Consider the following 1,849-nt stretch of genomic DNA (forward strand, 5'->3'; position numbering starts at 1 on the left):
ACACAGCCCACTCAGCATCCGAAAGCTCATGACGACGCACCACGACAAGCATGATCCCTCATCACTTGAGCACCTTTGAAGACGACTCCTAGGGCCTGTCTGACAAATGATTACCCCGTGGACTCGCGGAGCCAGAGGATCAAGGAAGCCAGGACAACTCCGGCACGGTAGCGGTCGCCGAGCTTGTCGAACCGGGTCGCGATCGCGCGGAACTGCTTGAGGCGGGCGAAGCATCGTTCGACGACGTTGCGGTCGCGGTAGGTGACCTTGTCGAAGGTCGGCGGCCGGCCGCCGAGGGCTCCGCGTCGGTGGCGGTTCGCCGCCTGGTCGCGGCGCTCGGGGATCGTGGCAGCGATGCCCCGGCGCCTCAGCAGATGGCGGATGGCCCTGCTGGAATACGCCTTGTCACCCAGCACACGGTCCGGTGTCGTGCGCGGGCGGCCCGTTCCGAGGCGCGGGGTGCGGATGCCGTCGAGGACCTGGCCGAACGCCGTCGCGTCGTTGACGTTGCCGGGCGTGAGCACAATCGACAGGGGGCAGGCCCCGGCCATCGACGGCGAGATGGACTTTGGTGGTCAGTCCGCCTCGGGAGCGGCCGAGGGCCTGGCGCGCCTGCGAGCGGCCCGGATCTTCCAGTTCGTCCCCGTTCACATCCCCTTTTGCGGGCGCCGACTGCGTGCTGGTGGGCTCGGTTGATGGTGGAGTCGACGGAGACGGTCCATTCCACCCGGCCCACCGCGTCATCGCGGACCTGAACGTGCTCCAGCAACCGTGCCCAGGTGCCGTCCGCCTCCCAGCGGGCGAACCGCTCGTAGACGGTCTGCCACGGCCCGAACCGGTCGGGAAGATCCCGCCACGGAGCCCCGGTCCGCAGCCGCCACAGCACCCCGTTGACCACCTGCCGGTGATCACGCCACGGACGGCCCCGTCCGTCCACCTGAGGCAAAAGGGGCTCTATCCGCCTCCATGCCGCATCCGTCAGCTCACCTCGACCTGCCACAAGATCAATTATCAGACCGGCTATAGAGTCCTGCCCGTGGCGAATCATCAGGACGAGACCAGGACGGCCTACGACGGTGTCGTCGAGCTGTACGCATCGCTGTTCGCAAACCGGCTGGAAACACAGCCTTTCTCCCGGGCCATGATCGGCACCTTCGCCGAACTGGTGCGCGCGACGGGCAACCTGCGGACAGCGGACGTCGGGTGCGGGCCCGGACATCTGACAGCCATGCTGCATGAACTCGGCCTGGACGCCTTCGGGCTAGACCTTGCCCCCGGCATGGTCGACCACGCCCGGCAGGCCCATCCGGCGCTGCGCTTCCAAGAGGCGCCGATGGAATCTCTGCCGATCGAGGACGCCGCGCTCGGCGGCGTGCTGGCCCACTACTCAATGATTCACACCCCTCCGGGGGAACTACCGGAGCTGCTCGCCGAACAGGTACGCGTCCTGGCACCGGACGGTCTGCTCCTGGTCTCCTTCTTCGGGACCGACGGACAAGAACCGGTCCGGTTCGACCACAAGGTGGCGCCCGCCTACAGCTGGCCGGTGGATCGCCTCGCCGAACTGCTGGGCGATGCTGGGCTCGATCCCTTCGCCCGGCTGCTCCACGATCCGTCCTCTGATCGGGGCTTCCTCGACACCCATCTACTGGCCCGCCGTTCGTAGCCACTGCCCAGTCCCCCAGCCGATCGGCGCACCTCCGGATTGCCAGCTCAGCCGAATCTCGCTGATCAGACCGGAATTGTCAGACACCCCCTAGAGATCGTCTTCAAAGGTCAGATCCAGAGCAGGATTGAGGCGATGGTGACGGCGGCTTGGTAGGACTCGCGGGTCTTGTCGTAGCGAGTG

1 protein-coding gene and 1 pseudogene are annotated in these 1,849 nt (G+C 66.7%); one reads left to right on the plus strand and one right to left on the minus strand.

The genetic code is table 11. The annotated features are described in order from the left end of the window. Positions 1-88 precede the first annotated feature (88 nt). Positions 89-1,000, minus strand: a pseudogene (locus tag ACZ4V1_RS35825) (IS5 family transposase). A gap of 36 nt (positions 1,001-1,036) precedes the next feature. Between ACZ4V1_RS35825 and ACZ4V1_RS35830 the strand changes: the two are divergent. Next, positions 1,037-1,666, plus strand: a complete 630-nt coding sequence (locus ACZ4V1_RS35830; RefSeq protein WP_468345345.1) for a class I SAM-dependent methyltransferase — start codon at positions 1,037-1,039, stop codon at positions 1,664-1,666. Positions 1,667-1,849 lie beyond the last annotated feature (183 nt).

This window comes from Streptomyces sp. NPDC028991, from assembly GCF_055564775.1.